This is a genomic window from Pseudoalteromonas nigrifaciens (genome assembly GCF_002221505.1).
Classification (GTDB): Bacteria; Pseudomonadota; Gammaproteobacteria; order Enterobacterales; family Alteromonadaceae; genus Pseudoalteromonas; species Pseudoalteromonas nigrifaciens.
The window spans coordinates 22,874-45,576 of the sequence record NZ_CP011038.1; the positions used below are offsets into that span (position 1 = coordinate 22,874).

A 22,703-nucleotide genomic window follows, 5' to 3' on the forward strand; every position below is an offset into this window, starting at 1 on the left:
ACACAATGACACACGCACTCAAAGCGCTTTCAAAAGCTATATTACTCGCTACGTGCAGTTTATCTGCCAGTGTAACCTTTGCTGAGTCTAATAAACCAGAGCAACTATATCCTCCAATCACTAGCGAAGTACTCCCAGAGCTTGCAGCCAAAGGTAGCTATAATGTAGGAGTGCAAACACTTGATTTAGTTAACCCTGAGCAATTTGACCCAGCTACACAAGGTCAAAATGATCGTCCTCTAAAAGTCGAGGTATGGTATCCGGCTGCAAATACAGCACAAACGCCGCTTACCAGCTACACCGATCAAACTCGCTCAGGTAAAAAATTTACTCTGCAAGCCGATGCTATGCGCGATGTAGCCATTAATAATAAAGAGCATTACCCTGTTATTGTACTTTCTCACGGCTATACTGGCTATCGCACCATTATGTACTACCTTGGTGAGCATTTAGCCTCGAATGGCTACATTGTTGTAGCAATTGATCATACCGACTCAACCAATGCTGATGTTGATTTTAAAAACGCACCATTTTCGGGCTTTTTTAGCACGCTCATAAATCGCTCGCGCGATCAGCAATTTGTTATTAATTACTTTAACGAGCAAAAAAACTTTGCAAGCAAGCAAGTAGATAGCAAAAACGCTGGCGTAATTGGTTACTCAATGGGTGGCTATGGCGCGGTAAATACCATTGGTGGTTGTTATGCTTTTAATGAGCAAACTACGGCTATGTTTACGGGTATGAAAGACCCAGCTCAAATTAAAAAAGTACAACAATTACTAAACAGCTGTGCTGGTGGGCAATACCAAAATCCAAAAGTAGACCCACGTATAAAAGCGATGGTGGCCTTTGCGCCTTGGGGCGGACAGCACGATATATTTGATACCAAAGCGATGGGAAATATTAAAGTACCTTCGCTTTATATATCCGGTAGTTTAGATGATATATCAGGGTATGAAGGTATTAAAAGTCTTTATAACCAAACGGGCAGCGAAAATAAGTACATGCTTACTTACAAAAATGCACGCCATAATATTGCACCGCACCCAGCTCCAGCTATTGCACAAAGTAGTAGTGAGTTAGATATAGGTCATTACTACGAGTCATCGTGGTCTATGCGCACGCTAAACGAAATCAATAAACACTTTGTACTTGCTATGATGGATTGCCACGTAAAAGGTATCGCCAGCGAATGTAAATACTTAGATTTACCACAAAGCGGCGACCAAGCTGTTGTTGATGGCAAGCCACTGCCACAGTGGCGTGGGTTTGATAATCGTTTTTCTACCGGTATGGACTGGCAACAAACAAGTCCTCACAGTAAGTAGTGAAAATTCAAAGCTGCTTTTTGTTTAAATAGTCGTGTTCACACTTAAAAATCCTCTAAAGTAAAACAGCTTTTATATAAGAAACTTATCTATAAAAACAAGCATATTTTACTTTTATACAAATATTTTAAGAAAAACCATTGCCATTAGCTAGCGTTAAAGGCAATCTAGTTATATATAAGATAAATAATATTAATAATTATGTCTAAATACATACTATCGATTGATCAAGGCACCACAAGCTCTCGGGCCATTTTGTTTACAAAGGATGCTGACGTTTTTGGTACAGCACAACAAGGGTTTTCTCAGCACTTTCCAAAAAATGGTTGGGTAGAGCACGACCCTTACGATATTTGGCAAACAGTGCTTAGTACTAGCCGTGAAGTGTTAACTAAAAACAATGTGAAGCCTGAAGAAGTTATTGCCATTGGTATAACTAATCAACGCGAAACTACCTTGGTGTGGAATAAAAAAACAGGAAAAGCTATTTACAATGCAATTGTTTGGCAAGATCGCCGCACCAGTGATTACTGCGAAAGCTTAAGTACAAATGATTTTTGCCAAACTATAAGCGACAAAACAGGCTTGATACTCGACCCGTACTTTTCCGCCACTAAAATCCGTTGGATTTTAGATAACGTGGAAGGTGCTCGCGAACAAGCGCTTGCCGGCGAGCTTGCTTTTGGGACAGTTGATACTTATTTACTTTGGCACCTAACCGGTGGGAAAGAACACCGTACTGATGCAACGAATGCATCGCGCACCATGTTATTTAATATCCATACTCAACAGTGGGATCCAGAATTACTCGATTTATTTGAGGTTCCAGAATCCATGCTGCCAGAAGTGATGGACTCAGCAGATGAATTTGGTTCAACGAGTGATAATATTTTTGGTTCGCCAATCCGTATCTGTGGTATTGCAGGTGACCAACAAGCCGCACTTGTAGGTCATGCATGCTTCGAACAAGGAATGGCAAAAAGCACCTATGGTACAGGTTGCTTTCTCATGCTTAATACCGGTGAAAAAGCACTTACTTCTGAAAATCGTTTGTTAACCACTGTTGCATATCGCTTAAATGGCAAATCAACTTATGCTATTGAAGGCAGTATTTTTATGGCTGGCGCAACCATGCAGTGGATTGTTGAAGGCTTGAAACTACTAAGCCATGCTGGTGAAAGTGAGTCGATAGTAAAAGATGTACCACTGGATCATGGCGTATTCCTAGTTCCTTCATTCACAGGGCTTGGCGCTCCGTATTGGGATCCTAATGCGCGTGGCGCTATTTTAGGCCTCACACGTGACTCAGGTATTAGCACCATCGTTGCCGCAGCGTTGCAATCGGTAGGTTATCAAACTAAAGATTTACAAAAGGCGATGGAGCGTGATGGTTTGCGCCCAAGTGTACTGCGTGTTGATGGTGGTATGGTTAAAAATAATTGGGCAATGGCGTTTTTATCAAATATTTTAGGTGCGACAGTTGAGCGTCCTACAGTAAGCGAAACAACTTCTCTAGGTGTCGCTTACTTAGCAGGTCTTCAAGCAGGGGTTTACGAGTCAACAGAGCAATTATCTAAAATGTGGACATGTGATCACCGTTTCGAACCAACAATGAGCGTCGACGAACGTAACGAGCTATATGCAAAATGGCAGCACTGTGTTGCTCAAGTTTGCTTAACTAATGATAGTTGTGACCAGTAAATTCAATGTTTTCATATGATTAATAGAAGGTGAGCGGTGAAATTAGCAGATAATGAATATGACTTACTCGTCATCGGTGGTGGCGTAAACGGCACAGGCATAGCAGCTGATGCTGCAGGAAGAGGGCTTAAAGTACTTTTGTGCGAACAGTCTGATTTAGCTTCTGCAACATCTTCAAATAGTTCCAAGCTGATCCATGGTGGACTGCGCTACCTAGAGCATTACGAATTTAGATTAGTAAAAGAAGCGCTAGCTGAGCGTGAAGTACTTCTAAAAAATGCTCCCCACATTATGTGGCCACTTACTTTTAGATTACCACATCAGAAACATCTGCGCCCAGCTTGGATGATTCGGATTGGTCTGTTTATGTACGATAACTTGGCTAAACGGGTTACCTTGCCTGCGTCTAAAAGTATAAAATTTGGCGAACATAGTGTATTAGAGCCTACAATCACTAAAGGCTTTGAATATGCGGATGGGTGGGTTGATGACTCTCGTTTAGTCATTTTAAATGCATTAGCCGCTCAAGAAAGAGGCGCTGTTATTGCCACACAAACAAAATGCGTGAAAGCGCACCGCGAGCAAGGCACATGGCAAGTAACCCTAGAACAGCAAGAGACTAAACAGCACTATGATATTTCAGTTAGAGGTATTGTAAATGCTGCAGGCCCTTGGGTTGCTAAATTGTTTGATGAAACACTTGAAGAAAAATCGCCACAAAATATTCGCCTTGTAAAGGGCAGTCATATTGTTGTACCGCGTATTCATGATGAATCACATGCTTATATTTTACAAAATAAAGATAATCGCATTGTGTTTGTGTTGCCATTTGAGGATGATTATTCTCTAATTGGTACTACCGATGTTGAATATAATGGTGCTGCACAGGATGTAAAAATAAGTGACGAAGAAATCGATTATCTTATCGATATTACTAATAACTACTTTAAAAAGCTTATTAAACGTGAAGATATAGTACATACCTTTTCTGGGGTAAGGCCATTACTTGATGACGAGTCGGTTAATGCACAGGCTGTTACTCGGGACTATAAATTAGAACTTTCAAGTGACGGTCAGCGCACGCCGTTACTGAGTGTATTTGGCGGTAAAATTACCACTTATCGAAAACTTGCAGAAGCAGCAATTAATAAGCTTGAAAGCTTTTATCCGCAAATAGGCAAACCATGGACGAAACATAATGTTTTGCCCGGTGGTGATTTTAGCTCTGTAAAAACACTTAAAAAACAATTAAAATCAAGCTATAAGTGGTTACCAGAGGTACTCTTAAATCGTTTGATACGTACTTATGGTACGCGTGCTGTAAATGTTTTAGGTGGCACAAAGCAGTTGAGTGATTTAGGTCAAAACTTCGGTCATAATTTATATGCGGCAGAAGTGGATTATCTATTGAATTATGAATGGGCTAATAGTACAAGCGACATATTGTGGCGACGCACAAAGCTAGGACTACGTTTCAATCCTGAACAAATTACTACACTTAATCACTATATTGAGTACAGCAAGTCAGCTAAAAGTGCTTAATAACATGCAGTCATATAGCCCCTCATAATAGAGGGGCTATTCTTTCATCTCTAAATTAAATAAATAATTAAAGCCACTAAGCGTCGCTGCTTTAACATCAACCCCAATACTCTTAACACCGATTTGCTTCAGTGCTGTAATAAAACATTTATTAAGTTGCTCTGTACCAATAACTACTACTTGCGTATCACTTAATAATTGCCATTCGCTAGCATGGCGAGATGCTCTTACATCGCTGCCAATTAAGACGCCCGATAAATATGCTTTTGCTTGTACTGGAGTTAAATCCTTTGAAAGTTGACGAGTACGCACACTAAAAATACCATGCGCCAAGTTCCCGTTATCACTACCTAAAGTAAGCTCACAACCTTGTTCAAATGATTCCCAGTCAAACTCTCCTTTTGCGCAATCGTTAGGAATTAAAACACTTTGATTACATAATAAATCGTATAATTCACCGGTCATTGCTGTTTTAAAGCATATTATTTCACCGCGGTCTAATAACACCCACTTTGTATGGGTACCCGGCAAACAAAGTAGCACTTTAACATGCTGGTATTCGGGGTTTTCTTTTAAAAACCCCAAAATTTGAAGTTCTTCACCACGCATTACGTCAAATAAATTATTTTTTAGCATGCACTTTGTACCAGGTAACGCCTTTATAGTAAGTCCCGCATAACTAAAACTCACTGCTAAATTAAGTAACTCTTCAGGGTTAATTGGACACTCTAAATAAGGCGTTACATGCCAGCCAATATTCGAGGTGATCTGCCCTGAAATATAAATAGGTAAACTGCCATACTCTTGCTCCCAGTCACCAACTGTATCAACTAAGGTTTGCCCAAAGTGTTGGCTAGCTTTTACTACGCCGGGTCCGTCGCGTTGCGCTAATAACTTAAATGTTGATTGCGTTTGTACTTCACATAAATAAGCACGTAAATGGCTCGTTCCCCAGTCAACAGCAATAAAAGATGGTGAAGCAGTCAAGTTTTAAAGCCTCCCGCCGTCAATTTTAATACTTTGCCCGGTGATCATACTACTTTCATCTGCAGCTAAAAATAGTGCTAAATTTGCAACATCCTCAGGTGTAACTAATTTTTTTAATGCCATAGCTGCCATCCATTTTACTTGTTCTTCCTCAGTAAACCAGCTTGCTAGTTGCCGCTTTGTGGCGACCCAACCAGGTAAAATAGCGTTTACTCGAATACCAAATTCACCATAATCTCGAGCTAATGCTTTAGTCATTCCTATGATACCCGCTTTAGCGGTTACATAGCCTGCCATTTGGGGTTGCCCCATAATAGCGTTAATAGAGCTAAAATTTATTATGCTACCTGAGTTCTCTTTTTGCATAAAAGACATTGCGACTTGAGAGGCAAAAAAGGCTGGATTTAAATTTATTTGTAAGCATTGTTCCCAATCATTAACCGTAACTTCTTCACTTGCTTGGCGACGATCGTTTGCTACGTTATTAACTAGTACATTAATATTACCAAGAACTAAACTCGCATCAACTAGTGACTTTTGCAGAGCATATGAGTCTGTTACATCGACTTGTCTATACCATAAATTAGCCTCTGGGAGGCTGTTAATAAGCACTCGTGCGGAGTCATCATCTATATCTATAAATGCCACTTTAGCATCCTGCTTAGCAAACGATTCAACCATTGCCTTTCCGATGCCTGAAGCACCGCCAGTAATAAAGATAACTTTACCTCTAAGGCTATGATATTGGGCTAAGGTGTTCAAATTAGATTCTCCATACAGTGTATATTCACTCCTATTTAACACCATAATAAATCTATAATGAACCAAGCAGAGCTTTTATCACTGTGTTAAACATTTACTAATAAAAGTTTATAGCATATCTATACGTACATTAATATGATATATGCTATATAATAAAGTAATATCTCAACTCGGAATCCTGCGTAATGAAAAGCCAACCTCGTCAAAATTTAACGCAACAACTCGCTCACGATCTAGGGTTTGCTATTGTGCGTGGTATTTACCCTATAAATGAAGGGCTGCCTTCTGAAGCTGACTTATGTATTAAATACGATGTAAGCCGCAGCGCAACTCGAGAAGCGGTAAAAATGCTCTCAGCTAAAGGGTTAATATCTTCTCGTCCTAAACAAGGTATTCGTGTTCTACCTGAAAGTAGCTGGAATATGTTTGATACTGATGTATTACGCTGGATTCTAAGCAGTAACCCGTCACTTTCATTGTTAAAAGAATTCACCCAAGTACGTGTAGCGCTTGAACCACAGGCTGCAGCCCTTGCAGCTATAAGTGCCACAGCTGAGCAACTCGCAGAAATTGATAATGCATTAGCGCGTATGGCAGATGCTGACAAAGGATTGGATGATACGCTGGAAGCAGATATTGCTTTTCATACTAGTATATTAGTTGCCAGTAATAATCGATTTTTTGTACAGTTAACTGAGTTTATCAGTACAGCTTTACGCGTAAGCATTCGTTATACAAATCATATAAAAGGCGTGCCTGGTGCTGATGTAGCAAAACATGCAGATATTTTAAATACCATTAAATCACGCAACCCTGAACGAGCTAAAAAAGCAGTAGAAACAATTTTAGAAGAAGCCCTTGAATTAATTGAATCTAGATTAGTTTAATATTTTGAAGGCTTTAAAAAGGGAGCTTACTTGCTCCCTTTTGCTACTTTTTCTTTAAACTTTAAATTTTATTAAGTTCAAAAACAAGTGATGTTTGTGGAAATGATATTGGCATTTGTAGACCAAATTGCATTAACGCTTCACCTGTGAATTTCTGTCCATTTACCGCAGCAATAGAAGATGGACGATACTCTTCAAATTTAACAGGCCATACTAAGCTAAGTGTGTACTGCGCATCAGCATCTAGGCCAACAAAGCGAAGCTTATTAGGCGCTGTACGCGGTGTTTCGCGCACGCTGTTATAAGCAAATAATGCTTTTGATTTTCGCTCATCGATTAAACCAAAGTTAATTGATAAATCGTCGCTATCAAGGCGGTATAAATCTGCAGCATGAATAAAGTCACGATGCTCTTTATGTAGAGAAATAGCTGCTTTAAGTGCGCTGTATTCGTGATCAGTTAATTCACGTGGGTCCATTTCAATGCCCATATGACCAAACATTGATACAGCAGCACGCATTTCAATACTTACGTTACGCCCTGTAATGTGACAATCCCGAGGACCTACATGAGCCCCCATTACCGACGATGGGAAGAAGAACGAACAACCACGCTGAATTTCAAGGCGATCAAGCGCATCGTTAGAATCTGACGTCCATACACGGTCTGTATGTGCAAGTACGCCGTAATCTACACGGGCACCACCTGATGAACAGCTTTCTATTTCAAGCCCAGGATGCGCGGCTTTAATACGGTCAATTAAACGATAAAGTGCAAGTGTTTGTTGATGCACCGCAGGTTTTCCTGAAAAGTTACCTGCATGGTTAATATCACGGTTCATATCCCACTTAATATACTTTATCGCTGGGTACTCAACTAAGATATCGTGGATTGCTGTGTATAAGTACTCAATAACTTCTGTACGAGTTAAATCAAGCACGAATTGATTTCTGAAGCTTAATTGCTCATTATTTTCTGAGCCTAACACCCAATCAGGGTGAGCACGGTAAAGGTCACTATCTGGGTTTACCATTTCAGGCTCAAACCAAAGGCCAAACTCCATACCTAAGCCATTTACATGCTCGATTATTGGCAACAAGCCATCAGGATACACATCATAGTCTACAGTCCAATCACCAAGTCCTGCATTGTCGTCATGACGCCCTTTAAACCAACCATCATCAAGTACAAAGCGCTCAACACCTAATGGAGCAACTTTGTCAGCTAACTCTTTAAGAGTATCTACATCATGGGTGAAGTAAATTCCTTCCCATGTATTATAATGCACCGGACGTGCTTTCTCACGTTGTGCTTGAGTAAGTAGATTTGCTTTAACAAAACGGTGAAAATTACGAGAAAGCGCGCTAAACCCCTTGTTTGAGAATGAGCTATAAATATTAGGGCTTTGGTAAGTTTCGCCTTTAGAAAGAGTAAGTTCACCAGGTAATAGCAATTCACCCATTTGTACGTAACGGCGCCCTTCGGGTAATAACTCTGCACGCAATTTATTATTACCACTCCAACCTAAGTGGAAACCATAACACTCGCCATGCTGCTCTCCTGCGCCTTCACTATGTACTAATAAACCAGGAAATACGTCGTGTGATGTTTTACCCTTACGATTTTCACGTACAAAACTACCTAGTGTTAAATCAACTGATTGGCGTTGAAACTCATTCGCCCAACGACCCTCGAAGCTTACAATTTTATTTATGCTATCTGGTAACGGAAATGTTGGTGCAGCACAGAAGTTAACGTTTAATGGCAAATCGCCTAAATTAGTTAGTACAGTATGCGCGCTCAATACATCGGTATCATTATCGAGCGTAATACTGTGCAGTAATTCAATACCACGTAATGTATCTACACTTAAAAACTCAATTGTTGAATTTAAAGGCTGGCGAACTTCTTTAAGCTGTGGACCAACTGACCAAGCAATAGAATCATTTATTAACTCAAGCCCTGGTGCACCAGTAAAACCTTCACCTAATAATGGTGAAAGGGAAATGGGTGCTTCTTCAACTACAGCACATTTCACTTCTTGGCGGGTAGCAAGTTGAGCTAACATAGTTTCTGTAGTTTGCTCTGATAATTTTTTACCAAAGTATAGTAACGAAGGTGTTTTTCTTTGACAGTCGAAAATTACAGTGCAATTTGCACTGTCTAATCGATAAAATAATTTAGTGTCAGCCATGATTCTCCTATCCTTTTATCCATTGTGTGAGTTGTAAATATAATGAAGGTATATTAGTTATATCCTGAGTTTATATGCCTATCGTTGCTCAAGGCATAATCTATCAGATGGGAATAATTAATAATAGTATATATCATACAAATAAATTGTTAATAGACTATTGCACCTAAATCACAAACTTTCCTGTACTTAATAAGGCTTCTAAAAGTAAAAATCGGCCAGAGCACCCCCTTGACCGATTTGTCAGCTTTAACAATTGGTAATTTATTTTTGCTCTTGAGCAGATCCAATAACTTCAATTGCAGGTGACTTACCAGCCCATTGAGCTGTTAAGCCAAATACAACCTTATTTACAATCAATGCAAAAGCTACGCATACAATTAAGGTAATAGGCATTACATGAATATAATGCAAATCAGTATGTAATGGTGAGTTTTTAAAGGTCAGCATACCGTACATAGTAACTCCTAAGATTACAGCTGCAATACCTGCTCGCGCATCAACATTTTTAAATAGCAAGCCCACAACAAAAATAGAAAATATAGGCATGCTTAGCAGGCCATTCAATTGTTGCAGTAAATTAATGATGCTATCGGCCTGTTGATAAATAGGCACAAGTACAAGCGTTAAGCTTGTTAGTAGCAATGTTACATAACCACTTAGCTTTACAACACTTGGTTCTTTATTAAAATATGCTTCGTGAATATCACACACATATAATGCCGTAGATGAGTTTAGTAAACTGTTATAAGTTGAAAGCACTGCTGCAGCCATTGCTGCGGCAAACACACCTGTTAACCATGTAGGTATTACATCGCCCACAATTCGACCATAAGCGGCGTCGCCAATATCACCATAAAGCTTAAACGAAATAATACCCGGTAATACCACGATTGCTGGGACGATTAAAAAGCGAATCCCCGCAGCTGCAAATATACCTTTTTGCGCTTCTTTAACATTAGGCGCTGCCATTGCTCGCTGCGTAATTGTTTGGTTAGTACCCCAGTAAAACATTTGAATGAAGATCATGCCGGTTAAAAGTGTTGGCCACGGAATAGGTGAATCAGCATCGCCAATTAATGTTAAACGTTCTTCTGGAATACCGCTAAAATCATAATCAATTGCATTAAGTGCTAAAAACACCACTAAAACAGCCATACCGAGTACAAGTATACCGTTGTAGGTATCCGATACAGCAACTGCACGCAGGCCACCAAAAAAGGCATAAACAGCACCAATAATGGCAAAGGCTGTCGCAATATACATTAACGGAATATCCACTTTAAACATGGTTTGCATAAATAGCGCACCAGAGTAGATTACCGCTGGCATATAAATAAGTGCATTACCTAAAAAGAACAACCCACCAATAACAGCGCGAATATGCTTGTTGTTATAGCGCTTTTCCAATAACTCTGTCGTGGTAGTACAATTGTATTTGTAATAAACTGGAATAAACACTTTAGCTAAAATAATTAAGCCAATAATTGCTGCTAATTCCCACCAAACTAGTAACGCCATTTGGTTACCATTCATACCTACAAGCTGATCGGTACTTAGATTAGTTAATGTGATCGAACCTGCAACAAAAATCCAAGTAAGGCCACCGCCCGCTAAAAAATACTCTTTGGTTTGGCTTTGTCCGTTATTGCGATTTTGACCTCGACATTTCCAATAAGTAAGGCCACCAATTAATGCGGTGACAAAAACAAAAACCACTAACTGTAAAATGTTATCTGACATGTGTGTGTCTCTTATATGTGTGTGAAAACAGACACGCTAAAATGCGTGCGCATCTCGACTTAGCTCTAATTTAATTTGCTTTAAAGGCTTGAGTTCTGGATGCTGATTATGAATTTTTACTAAGGCGTTAAGCTGAAAAAGTGAAATTAACATGCTATTTAACACATTTAAGTAACCTTGCTTATGTAAGTTAACAATAGTGTCATGATCAAGTGCTTGAAGCTTATCTTCGTCAACGGTACTCAAGCCTTGAATAGTTTGAGGGTCGCCTTGTTCGAACTGCAAAATAATATCAATATCCTTTATAAGCCCTAAACGCACTAACTCTTGTGTAAATTTATAAGTGAGATAATCGTTTTTTAAATCAGCTTCGAGTAGTTTTTTCTGCGCGCTTAAAAATAAACTTGGGGTTCCTTTATTATCAAATAACGCTTCACCTTGCTCTATATTTACTACTGAGCTTTCTTCATCTATAGCAACAAAGTAATCACTACTATTAGCATCGTGTGTTAATAAATAAAGTGGATATGATTGCATACACATTGGTGTATAAAGTGCGTGCCATTTTGTGTTATTTACTAATAAATTTTTATTAGCATTAAAACTGGTTAGGGCTGAAATTGTATAGCTACCATTTTGTGCATTACGTGCAAAAAACACAGGAAGATCGCACGTTACTTTAGCTACTTCTGTTGCTCTTAAATTAAGTAAATGCTTGGTTGATGCATAAATTGCCGCAGCATTAGGGTTAACTTTTAATGCTTGATGTTCTGTGTTTGATAATTTTTTAATTGCCATCTTCACACATCCTTAAATTGAGTTAGCTGCCAACCACTGGTTTATGTAAGCACGGTGTGGCGGCAAAGTTTGCAACATCTGCTGTGTTAATTGAGTGTTACGTTCAATTATTTGTTTTGCTTGCGTATGTTGTGTATATAAATACGCTTGCTTAGTAAAGTCGGGCTTAAAACCCATACCATACAAAACATATTGATAACTAGCAGCAGGGAATAACTCTAATGAACCATGGAAATCTTGAATAAGTGGACCGCGCCCTCCCCAAACCAACAGGTCTTCTTGTAAGCTTTGTGGAATAGTTTCAGGTTTAACATGTGCTTGCCAATAAGGTTCTGGACGCTTAGACAGCATGTAATGCAGTTTTAAAAAATCGATAATACGCTGCCAACGGTAATCCATCTGTTCGTTAAAGCGTTTAGCTATAATAGGCATGACCTGTGTATCAGTTGGCATGTGTTCTGCTACGAAGCGAGCTGAAATCTCTACTAACATAATTGCGGTTGCTTCAAGTGGCTCTACAAATCCTGCCGACATACCAATAGCAACACAGTTTTTATGCCAAAACTTCTCACGATACCCTGATTCAAAGCTTATTTTGCGAGCGGTTAAGCCCTTCGCTGCATCGCCTAAATAGTTCCGTAAGTTTTCCTCAGCTTCGTCATCCGATAAAAATTTGCTTGAATATACGTGACCTACACCACGGCGGTCTGTTAAGCCTATATCCCAAATCCAACCTGCATTTTGAGCGGTAGCAATAGTATGACTAGCAATGGATTGATCATCTTCACCGTAAGGGACTTTCATAGCAAGTGCACTGTCGTTAAACAATACATGGTCTATTTTTTTAAATGGTACGTTAAGCGTTTGACCTAACAACAGCGATGAAAAACCAGTGCAATCTATGTATAAATCGGCGTTTATAGTATGAGTACTATCTTTCAGAGTAAGCTCGTTTATCTCTCCACTATTATCAAGCTTTACTTTATCAACTGTGCCAATAATATGCTCAACACCTAGGTTATTTTTACAGTGCTGCTTTAATAAATCAGCAAAGGCACCTGCATCGAAATGATAAGCATAGTTACAATCACCTTGATATTCACCTTGTGTAATACTGCGTGGTGCTAGGTTTTCTTCACAAATATCATGTTGGAAGTTAGTTTGTTGTGCATAGTTTTCAACGTTATCTAAGTAAGGAGCTAAATCTATACGTCCGTAACCTAGTGGTACAGTAAATGGATGGTAATAGAAGTCGTTATTGCCATGGGTCCAATTTACAAACTTCCCGCCTTGTTTAAAAGTGGCATTACAGGCTTTAAAAACATCAACTTCACGCAAACCTATTTGCTGAAGTGTATTTTTCATCGTGGGCCAAGTACCTTCACCTACGCCAATAGTTGGAATATCTGAGGATTCAACCAACATCACTTTTAAGCCATCACCATTTTGACTTTGGTGATGTGATGCTATAATTGCAGCACTTAGCCATCCGGCTGTACCGCCACCAATTACCGCGACTGTTTTTATTGTTTTATTCATAATGAACTGCTCTTTGAACGCTTTCTAGTAACGTCTATACAGCAAATGCCCTAACGGGCATTTGCTGTATAGACGTAATTTCTTAGGGTTGGGCGCTATGGCTAAGCCAAACTTATTGGCATTAGCACATGTAGCACTCTAATAAAATAATCAGAGGCAAAGTACTTGCCTCTATTATTAGTTAAAACGACCCTCGAATACCAAACGCGTATCGCGAACCATTATCTTCTATAGAATAAATTTGATTAGCAAAACGACCTGTTTGTACTAACTCTTCTTCAGTAATGTTGATCCCTTCTGCAAAAATAGTAAAGTTCTCGTTGATATCATAGCTTGCGCTAATATCCCATTGCCCGTAGGTTTCAACATTCACAGGTTCGCCATTAAATCCATTATCAACTAAGCGTAAGAAACCTTCACGGTTGTTAAATGCAACTCGCGCTTGCCAGTTATCTTGCTCATAAAACAACACCAAATTTTGTGAATCGCCTAACCCTTCAAGTGCGAATGTTTGTGTAGTGTCAGCACCAACGCTAATATCGCTATTAACTACGGTCGCATTAGCTATAAAGCCAAAGCCACTTTCAAACATATGAGTTACACCAAGTTCGTAACCTGTTACTTTCGCTGACTCACCATTTTGAGGTCGAGTGGTAGTGTATACTTCTGAACTACCATTTAGCTCATCATCGATTTGCCCTGTACATGTAGTACATGCAAAGCCAGGACCTGTTCTGTCAGCCATTTCATAAGTTTCAGAACCTGTTAATGTGACTATGAAATCATCAACTTCTTTACTAAACACTGCAAAACTAAATAAGTTTGCATCGTTATAATACCACTCATAAGAGATATCCCAGTTTTCTGATTGGAATGGTTTGAGTGCAGGGTTACCACCATTGGCTGTTAAGTTTTGACGGCGTGGCTCATTAAATGTTGTAGCAGGAGATAACTGCGACATGGTTGGGCGTGTTATACTATCGTATGCAGCAAAGCGTAGTATCATATTTTCTTGTAGTTCAAGCTTCACATTGAGAGATGGTAGTAAGTTTGAGTAACTAGTTCCTTGTTCAATATTTGTCGCTGGACCAAATACGTTAGCAAACAATGTTGCATCAGGAGTTGGTACTACATCACTGATAAAACTTTGTACTGCTGCGACATCAATGTCAGTTTCAGAATAACGTGCACCTAAGTTAACAGTTACAGGCATATCAGCTAGGTCAAAACCAAGTGTAAAGTCCATGTATAAGCTAGTGATATCTTCGTTGATTGTATAACGGTTATTTTGTAGCGTTGGCTCAATAGGAAAACCTTGTTCAGCTAAATAACTAACCATCTTATCGCCGTCATAGCTATAAAATGTATCAATTAAACCTGGGAAGTAATTACTAGCAGAGTAGGCTTCAAAATCAATAGCATCAAGTGGTGCTGGAACTGTATACCCACTAAAATGACCTTGATTTCCATAAATTTGGAAACTCGACTTTTCACGCTCTTGACGGTAAGCACCAAAATTAATTCTTTCAACAGGACCTTTATCGGGCACATATTCGAAGTCAGCCTTTACTTCAGTAATTTCATCTTCGTCTGTAAATTGATCACCCTTTACGTTGATATGAAGGCGTGCAAGACTAGGATCTGGTAATGCCCCGTTTTCGAAACCATCATGTTGGACTGTTGGTATACTACCTGTACCATCAAAGTTATAGCTATTAATAATACCTACGACGTTAGTGCGATCTTTACCGGCACGGTCGTTTTCAGCCGTTGAACGAGAAACATCAAATTTTGCTTTTAATGAATCGTTTACTTGCCAATCAACGTTAATACCAAATGCTTTATTAGTTACATCGCGTGAATTACTTGTTTTTGATACAAAGTCACTTGCAGGGTCACCACTAGGTGCGCCTAAACCAACTTCTTGAGTAAAGGTCAAAAGCGTGCCTGTTTTTGGATCGATAGTTGCGCTACCAACGCGATCAGGTTCAAACCACGATGCTAAACTTCGTACCGTTGAATCGACTTCAAATTTAGAAATCATACCATCAACAGTGATTGTGACATCCTCCGACGGCGCATATTGAAGTACTAAGCTTGCGTTCGTACGTTCACGATCTTGCTCATCAACTATTTGGTCCCAGTTGCGTGGAATGTATGCATTGTCAAACAATACGCCATCTTGTGGATTAGATATTGTTTGGCCGCCGCGCCAACCTGCTGTTAGTATTTGATTATTCTGAAGCTTACGTTGTTGGTTAGTGATAGCAAAAAGAACACCTAGCTTGTCATCATTAAACGTATTACTTATCAAAAATGATGCTGACGGTGAGACTTCTTCAGAAAGGCTTTCGTACATACCTTTAACTGAACCTAAAACATGCAAACCACCAAAGTCAAAAGGGCGAGCTGTAGTTACGTTAACAGTGCCACCAATACCGCCTTCCTGAAGTATTGCTGTGTTACTTTTATAAATATCAGCACCGGTGATTTGATCCGCAGCTAATACATCAAAATTAAACTCACGGCCTGCACTGTCTGTTGCAATTTGACGGCCATTAACAAGTACAGTATTAAATTGTGGACCAAAACCACGGATAGTTACCGCTTGTCCTTCACCACCACTCCGGTCAATTGCTACACCTGTAATACGTTGCAGAGATTCTGCTACGTTTAAATCAGGGAATTTACCAAGATCTTCTGCTTTAATTCCATCGGTTACCACATTAGATGCTTTTTTATCCAACATCGATGAACGCAAACTACTACGAATACCTGTTACTGCGATAACTTCAACATCTTTATTCGCGACTGTAGGTGTGTCGTTTTCAACACCTTGAGCCGCAACAGTTCCGCTTGCCAATATACCTGTGATAGCAATACTGAGTGCGGTTTTCTTGTTGAACGATAACTTATTGTTAATTACCATTTTTAAAAAACTCCTGATTGTGTGTAGTCATTTTATTGTCGTGTGGTCTGAATTGCTTCAAATAGTATTTATACTATAAATACTTTAAATTGACTTAAAGCGCAACCTTTCACTTAACTTTGAGTAACTTTTAACTCATTTAAATTAACATTATTCAGTGTGTTTTTATGAAAATGCATAAATGATAACTTGTTCATACGTTTCACCTGGCAATAAATTTGCTTTAGGAAAACCCTTTTTATTTGGTGCATCAGGCCAGTTTTGCGCCTCTAAACACAATGCCTGGCGCGCTTTAAAAGGTAAGTCAACAAAGTTAGCAGTGTAAAGCTGCATACCTGGCTGAGTACTAAAAAGCGTTAAATTAATATTAGTAAGAGTGGATGTTAAGCTAGCCATTAACTTGAGGCTATTATCATCTTCATATACATAGCAATGGTCGATTCCAGAAGCTATGTCTAACTGCGGATGACTTTGTTCAAGTGCGCTACCCACCAGTTTAGATTGAGTGAAATCAAAGCAGCTTTTAGCAACAGGAATAGGCTCACTGATTGGAATATTGTTTTCATCAATAGGTAAAAAGTGCGTGGCATTTACTTGTAATAAATGATTTTCAATAGTGTCGCTACCTTCAAGGTTGAAGTAACAATGATTAGTAAAATTGACTAGAGTTTCTTTATTACTGACGGCTTTAAAACTCAAGACTAATTGACCATTGTTTGCGGTAATGGTTTGCCAAACTTGCAGCTGACCAGGAAACCCTTCCTCGCCATCTGCAGAGCAATAATAAAGCTCTACTTCATTAGCACTTTGCTTGCTCACTTCCCAAAGCACTTTATTAAAACCCTTTATGCCACCGTGCAAACTATTTGGACCATTGTTTTTTGCTAACTTATATTGTGTACCTGATAAATTAAAGCACCCCCCTTCAATCCGATTTGCATACCGGCCAATAGTGGCACCTAAATAAAAAGGGTTTTCAACATAGTATTGGAGATCATCTACACTAAGCGTAACCTCCTGTTTTTTAAATTTAATACTTTTTACTATTGCGCCGAATGGTATTATTTCTGCAATTAAGTTCTCACCATCACTAAGCTGGATACTCTGTAAAGAATTTCTTTCTTTAGCAATCAAAATACTTTCCTTTTAATTAAATTACTGAATAAACATAATCTACTTACTATGAATTTATGATAAGTAAACAGGTTAAGTTGTAATCCCCCCAGTAAGTGTAAGCGAGTAATTATAATTTTTTTGCTCTAATAAATACTCTTTATGGGTACTTGGACTCCACGAATCATCGCCACCTACACCCATATGTTGATGATCAATATGTACATGAATGCAATCATCAGCAATTAGTTCGTTAGTGTGTTTAGCTTGCGTTAGCATATTTTGCGAATACTCACTGGCGGCAAACAAAAACGCGCCAGTCACGATTAAGTTATTAATGCTCAGTAATTGGCAATCGCTACGCAGACCGTTATCAGTTGGGAATATATACGGTGTATATAGCTCATTTAAGCTCAAGCTGTAATAACCAAAACGTGCAGCGGATTTACGATCTGGGTAGTTTTCAAAAGGACCTAACCCTAGCCAGTTTACTTTTGTATCGCTTTGCTTGTTAATCGTTGTACTTAACCCTATTCGCGGCATTGGTGGTAGGGTGTCGTTTAAGTTCACATCAACATTTAAGCTAATAGTACCTGTATTATTGAGCGTATATAGCCACTGTGTTTGTGCTTGTAGCACGCCATTAAATTCGTAATTAAATACACAAGTAATACGGACATCAACGCTTGATTGCACAGCATTGATTGAGCTACATGTGCGCTGCCATTGCCCTATACCTGCGCGCGACCAGCGTGCTTCCCATGCATTAGGGTCTAGGTTGTCCACTTCGCTTACACCAATGTCGTTATCAAGTGGGGCACGATAAAAGTTATCAACCAGTGGGCTACTAATAACTTGTGTATCGTCTTGTAACCACTGCTCTATAAGTCCTGATTGTTGATTAAAAACAAGTTTAAATGTATTGTTTTCAATACTTAGGTGGGAGTCGGTTTCATTAACACTTATAACGCTTTTCTCTGTAGCTGATGCAAATGATTTACTGTTTAAATTATTACTATTTATAAGCTTAAACTGTTCTGAATCCATAACGTGATTAGCGTTTGCAAAGTGTGAGTCGTTAATTAGTGCTACATCTAAATTAAGGTAATATTGCGCACCATGCTCAAACGCTGTTTTAGTTTTAATGGTTAAAGTGTGCGTACTTTGCGGAGCAATATTAAGTGCCATTTCGCCTTGCTCAACACACACGCCATTTTGTATTAATTGCCAAACGAGTTTTTCGTTATCGGTGTGCCTAAATACGTAATCGCTAAATACATCAATGCTGTATTGGTTTTGGTTTTGATTTTGATTTTGCTCGCGCAGTGTAAATTGTAAATGTTGCTGGCTGTATTTAGCTTCAAATAGGCTAGGATGCGGTGTACGATCCGGGAACAATAAGCCGTTTATACAAAACTGGCGGTCGTTTAGTTCATCACCAAAGTCGCCGCCGTAAGCCCAATAATGCTTGCCGTTCTCGTCAATTTTAGATAAACCTTGATCTACCCAATCCCAAATAAAGCCGCCTTGCAGCCGTGGGTATTCTCTAAATGCCTGCCAGTAATCGTCAAAGCTACCTAAGCTATTACCCATAGCATGGGCGTACTCACATAAAATAAGTGGACGAGTTTCACCCGGTAAGCTCAGCCATTTTTTAATTGAATACTTAGGTACCGCATCGTCTTTAATATCGGTATCTACACGGGAGTACATTGGGCAAATAATATCGGTAGCTGTCGTGTTTGCACCGCCGCCCTCGTATTGCACTGGGCGAGAAGGGTCAAAGCTTTTTGACCAGCCATACATAGCATCATGATTTGCGCCGTGCCCGCATTCGTTTCCAAGTGACCAAATAATAATTGAGGCGTGGTTTTTATCGCGCTCAACCATTTGCGTATAACGCGACATAAATGCACCTGCCCATAGCGGATCGCTTGCTAAACGCCCCATAGGAAACATGCCATGGGTTTCTATATTCGCTTCATCAACCACGTATAAACCTAGCTCGTCACATAGCTCGTAAAAAAGTGGATGGTTAGGGTAATGAGCTGTACGTACGGCATTAAAGTTATTTTGCTTCATCAGCTTAATATCTTCAATCATATCGGCAGTGCTAACAGCATGGCCGTTTTCTGGGTGATGTTCGTGTCGGTTAACACCCCGTATAAGTAACGGTTTGCCATTTACACACAGCTGCCCGTTAAGCATTTCTACTTTTCTAAAACCAATGTTATAGGCTTCAACGTCGACTGTATTGCCTTGTTCATCAAGCAGGCTTACTACGCAACGATATAAGTACGGCGTTTCGGCGGTCCACTTTTTAGGGCTTCGTATTGCTATTGTTTGAAATACGACATCGCTCCACCCCCCTTTTTCATCAACACGTTTATTGTTAGTGCTTTGAATTTTCGGCTCGCACAGTGATGTTTTACCATCAAAAATCTGTACTGCTACTTGGTAGTTATTTGGCGCATTTATCGCAGTTTTTATATGTAGCGTTGCATCGCGATAGCAAGCGTCTAAATCGGGGGTTATAAACACATCGCGTATTTGGCTTTGCGGTTTTGTAAGTAAGTTAACATCGCGAAAAATACCGCTTAGCCACCACATATCCTGATCTTCTAAATAACTGCCATCACTCCAACGAATAACCATAACGGCAATACGGTTAGTACCGACAACTAAAAGCTCACTTAAATCAAATTCGCTCGGTAAGCGGCTATCTTGTGAATACCCCACCCACTGCCCGTTACACCAAAGATGAAAAGCCGAGTTAACGCCTTCAAAAATTATATGGTTACGCTGCGTTAACTGCTCAGGTGTGATTGTAAATTCAGTGCGGTAACAACCAGTAGGGTTATCGCTTGGTACAAATGGCGGGTTTACTGCAAATGGGTATTTAATATTACAGTAAATGGGTTTATCAAAGCCGTGTAGTTGCCAGTTAGAAGGCACAGTAATACTTTGCCAGTCGCCGCTTAGCTCTTTACTTATCTTCTCATACAATAACGACTCATCGACCGCTTCGGGCTTATCAAATAATTTAAAATCCCACTGCCCGTTTAAACTTTTCTTCTGCGACTGTGTATTTTCACGGGCGTCTTCAATTGTTTTAAAGCCGTTAAGTGGGCTATGTGCTTTTACTTGATTAACTTGTACTGTAATTGGATTTTCCCAATCGCGACGATTAATTATGTGCTGTAAAGAGGTCATGTTTATTCCTGTTGCATAAGCGGGCAATTATAATGCGCTAAATATAGCTAAAAATAATCACAGGGGTTATGCTTAAAGCTCTCATTTATTTATCCAAAGCTATCATTGTATTATGCGCTACAACATTAAAGATATACTCGATATTGGCCCGCACTGCACAGAGCGCTTTATAGATTCACAAACGCTCGCACAAATGCCAAACCTAGAAATAGCGCTAGCAGGTTGTTCAAACCTATTGGGGCGTTATTGCGTGGCACGTACAGCCCCCTTAGAACATACGCTTTTTTATACGCTTGCGGGGCAAGGTAAATTAACCACACAAAATGAGCAGTACACGCTTAATGCCAATACACTTATTGTGTTACCAGCTAAGCAAAGCTTTGAAGTTAAAATAGATGGGGAACATTGGGATGTGATTTGGTTAAACCTTGCAAACACCAAACGTTGGAAGCATTTAAACCTTGCGCAAGCATTGGTATTAACCGATCAAAAGCTTGAGTCGTTGCATCTTGCTATGGAGCTTTTATACAGCGAACCCAACGCTAACTTACGCAAAAGCGTAACGCCTGTTTTAAGTCATTATTTAAATACTACATTACAAAACAACTCTCAGGGGGCGGCGCATAATCGTTTAATTGGTTTATTTGAAGAGGTAGATAAGCGTTTACAGTTTGGTTGGACAATAAAGAAAATGTGCGAGTATGCACATTACTCACCGCCGCATTTACATCGTTTATGTCTAGCTCAATTTGGTAAAAGCCCCATACAACAGCTTATTTATTTACGAATAGAGCGGGCTAAAAACTTATTATTAAATACCCGCTGGCCTATTGCACATATTGCCGTTTACGTGGGGTATCCAAATATATTTAATTTCTCTAAACGGTTTAAAAAATCAGTGGGTATAGCGCCTAGTGAATTCAGGAAAATTGATACTTTCTTGGAGTAAGCTTGAAAGCTAATTAGGTAAGCAACTACGACAAGCGAATTTTAATCTCAGACTTCCCCCTACTTCAAAGTGATGAAGTGTGTACAGACAGCTTAGCTATAATCGAAGTCTAGCTAAGCCCTCCCACGGCATTAGATCTGTAAAATAATCATCGTTATCATGGTGCATGACTATATTTCTACTTACTTACAGCACCTAGCTGATATTCTCATGACTTTGGTCACCGATTCTCATCAGCTTAGAGTTGGAATTTAGAAGAAGAATGACAGCTTTGAGCGATAAACGGATATTGAAGAGTTAAACTTATTTTTGTTTTGATTTGACTCTTAATCTGTCCCATAACATTGTAAAACGGCATATTAATGGAGTTATTAAGGTATGTAATATATGCCATTTTGGTACGTTAAACCACCAAAATGGTGTTCAATAAGGTGTTAAATGTAAAAAACGTAAGTATGGGTGAATGGTCGTTACTTTAGTTTCGAAAAGTGAAAAGATATAAAAAATTTCACTTCAGGAGAAAAGTATTACCATGATTAATATGCCTAACAAATTAATTGAAGCTTCCTATTATGTGCCGAACAAATTAACTAATGCTTCCTATAATATGCCACTCAGCGCCATGCGCTTGAGAACATTAGCATTGTCGAAATTAGAGCCTCTAAGTTATTTGTCTGGCATCTCCAACCCAGTAACAATTTTTGCAAGTGAGTGGCAAGAAGTTTTTATTAATTCGGAGAATCCATACAGATACATGAAAAGGGCTGCCTCTGCCTTCTCCAAGGCTATGGTTCAGTTCGAAGGTAAAAAAGAACCTATAAAGTTTTTGGATAACGTGGTATATGAATCTGGAAAGGGGCGGGTAAAACTGTACTTCAACCCAGAGTTTTTAGTATCGTGCCTTTAACACTTAACAAATTGAAGCGTTAGTGGACTTCTCTAGTTTGCTAGGCACCAAATTAGTTACATTGTAACTTCTAATTAGTCGATAAATCAGTTAACTTTTAGGAAATCTATG

General features: G+C 39.3%; 15 protein-coding genes. 6 read left to right on the forward strand and 9 right to left on the reverse strand.

Annotated elements, in window-relative coordinates; all coding sequences use genetic code 11:
* Positions 1-5 precede the first annotated feature (5 nt).
* The 3 genes from PNIG_RS19690 (at position 6) to glpD (ending at position 4,571) form a co-directional block, all read left to right on the forward strand.
* Positions 6-1,328 (forward strand): alpha/beta hydrolase family protein, encoded by a 1,323-nt coding sequence (locus PNIG_RS19690; RefSeq protein ID WP_086996330.1) that lies wholly within the window; start codon positions 6-8, stop codon positions 1,326-1,328.
* Between the two features lie 201 nt (positions 1,329-1,529).
* Entirely contained in the window at positions 1,530-3,029 is a 1,500-nt protein-coding gene (gene glpK / locus PNIG_RS19695; protein ID WP_086996333.1) for a glycerol kinase GlpK, read from the forward strand.
* Positions 3,030-3,065: 36 nt separating this feature from the next.
* A complete protein-coding gene (gene glpD / locus PNIG_RS19700) occupies positions 3,066-4,571 on the forward strand; it encodes a glycerol-3-phosphate dehydrogenase (protein ID WP_086996336.1) in 1,506 nt (501 codons plus the stop codon).
* A 36-nt stretch (positions 4,572-4,607) separates the two neighbouring features.
* On the opposite strand, the gene PNIG_RS19705 is transcribed toward glpD, so the two are convergent.
* Together PNIG_RS19705 and PNIG_RS19710 are read right to left on the reverse strand one after the other, a co-directional pair.
* Entirely contained in the window at positions 4,608-5,558 is a 951-nt protein-coding gene (locus PNIG_RS19705; protein ID WP_024604788.1) for a 2-dehydro-3-deoxygalactonokinase, read from the reverse strand.
* Between the two features lie 3 nt (positions 5,559-5,561).
* The gene (locus PNIG_RS19710) at positions 5,562-6,320 is read right to left on the reverse strand and encodes an SDR family NAD(P)-dependent oxidoreductase (RefSeq protein ID WP_086996340.1); all 759 of its coding nucleotides are present in this window, start codon (positions 6,318-6,320) and stop codon (positions 5,562-5,564) included.
* Positions 6,321-6,505: 185 nt separating this feature from the next.
* Between PNIG_RS19710 and PNIG_RS19715 the strand changes: the two genes are divergently transcribed.
* A complete protein-coding gene (locus tag PNIG_RS19715) occupies positions 6,506-7,207 on the forward strand; it encodes a FadR/GntR family transcriptional regulator (RefSeq protein WP_024604790.1) in 702 nt (233 codons plus the stop codon).
* Between the two features lie 61 nt (positions 7,208-7,268).
* On the opposite strand, the gene PNIG_RS19720 is transcribed toward PNIG_RS19715, so the two are convergent.
* The 7 genes from PNIG_RS19720 to PNIG_RS19750 form a co-directional block, all read right to left on the reverse strand.
* A complete protein-coding gene (locus PNIG_RS19720; protein WP_024604791.1) occupies positions 7,269-9,401 on the reverse strand; it encodes an alpha-galactosidase in 2,133 nt (710 codons plus the stop codon).
* A gap of 264 nt (positions 9,402-9,665) precedes the next feature.
* Positions 9,666-11,144 (reverse strand): SLC5 family protein, encoded by a 1,479-nt coding sequence (locus PNIG_RS19725; RefSeq protein WP_089369353.1) that lies wholly within the window; start codon positions 11,142-11,144, stop codon positions 9,666-9,668.
* Between the two features lie 36 nt (positions 11,145-11,180).
* Complete coding sequence (locus tag PNIG_RS19730; protein ID WP_024604793.1) at positions 11,181-11,942, reverse strand: SapC family protein; 762 nt, start codon at positions 11,940-11,942, stop codon at positions 11,181-11,183.
* A 12-nt stretch (positions 11,943-11,954) separates the two neighbouring features.
* Complete coding sequence (locus PNIG_RS19735) at positions 11,955-13,481, reverse strand: tryptophan halogenase family protein (protein ID WP_024604794.1); 1,527 nt, start codon at positions 13,479-13,481, stop codon at positions 11,955-11,957.
* Positions 13,482-13,662: 181 nt separating this feature from the next.
* The gene (locus tag PNIG_RS19740) at positions 13,663-16,410 is read right to left on the reverse strand and encodes a TonB-dependent receptor (protein ID WP_086996346.1); all 2,748 of its coding nucleotides are present in this window, start codon (positions 16,408-16,410) and stop codon (positions 13,663-13,665) included.
* Positions 16,411-16,575: 165 nt separating this feature from the next.
* A complete protein-coding gene (locus tag PNIG_RS19745; RefSeq protein ID WP_086996403.1) occupies positions 16,576-17,541 on the reverse strand; it encodes an aldose epimerase family protein in 966 nt (321 codons plus the stop codon).
* A 75-nt stretch (positions 17,542-17,616) separates the two neighbouring features.
* Complete coding sequence (locus PNIG_RS19750) at positions 17,617-20,736, reverse strand: beta-galactosidase (RefSeq protein WP_076922385.1); 3,120 nt, start codon at positions 20,734-20,736, stop codon at positions 17,617-17,619.
* Positions 20,737-20,848: 112 nt separating this feature from the next.
* Between PNIG_RS19750 and PNIG_RS19755 the strand changes: the two genes are divergently transcribed.
* Positions 20,849-21,685, forward strand: a complete 837-nt coding sequence (locus tag PNIG_RS19755; RefSeq protein WP_086996352.1) for an AraC family transcriptional regulator — start codon at positions 20,849-20,851, stop codon at positions 21,683-21,685.
* A gap of 532 nt (positions 21,686-22,217) precedes the next feature.
* Positions 22,218-22,592, forward strand: a complete 375-nt coding sequence (locus PNIG_RS19760) for a replication initiation protein (protein ID WP_086996356.1) — start codon at positions 22,218-22,220, stop codon at positions 22,590-22,592.
* The last annotated feature ends 111 nt before the right edge of the window (positions 22,593-22,703 follow it).